Genomic DNA, 223 nt, shown 5'->3' with positions numbered 1-223 from the left:
CTGGAAAGTACCGGCGCTTATCGCTACGACAGCCTGGGGCGTCGTGTGGCCAAGGTGTCAGAGATCCATGGCGTCACCGAGCACAAGCATTTCCTTTGGCAAGGTCTGCGCCTGTTGCGCGAGGAGGCGCCGGGGCAGAGCAGTCTGTATGTTTATGAGCCGCGCAGTTATGCGCCCTTGGCGCGGGTGGACCAGGAAGAGGGCGGGGAGCAGCAGCTTTACT

At 61.9% G+C, this 223-nt stretch carries 1 pseudogene; it reads left to right on the top strand.

Annotated features, from left to right (window positions below):
• A pseudogene (locus B0W55_RS29505) lies at nucleotides 1-223 on the top strand (hypothetical protein); the annotation flags it as partial.

This window comes from Pseudomonas sp. KK4 (assembly GCF_001984065.1).
Lineage (GTDB): Bacteria > Pseudomonadota > Gammaproteobacteria > Pseudomonadales > Pseudomonadaceae > Aquipseudomonas.
Note: the sequence above shows the minus strand (reverse complement) of the source record. Positions and strands in the feature narration are given on the sequence as shown.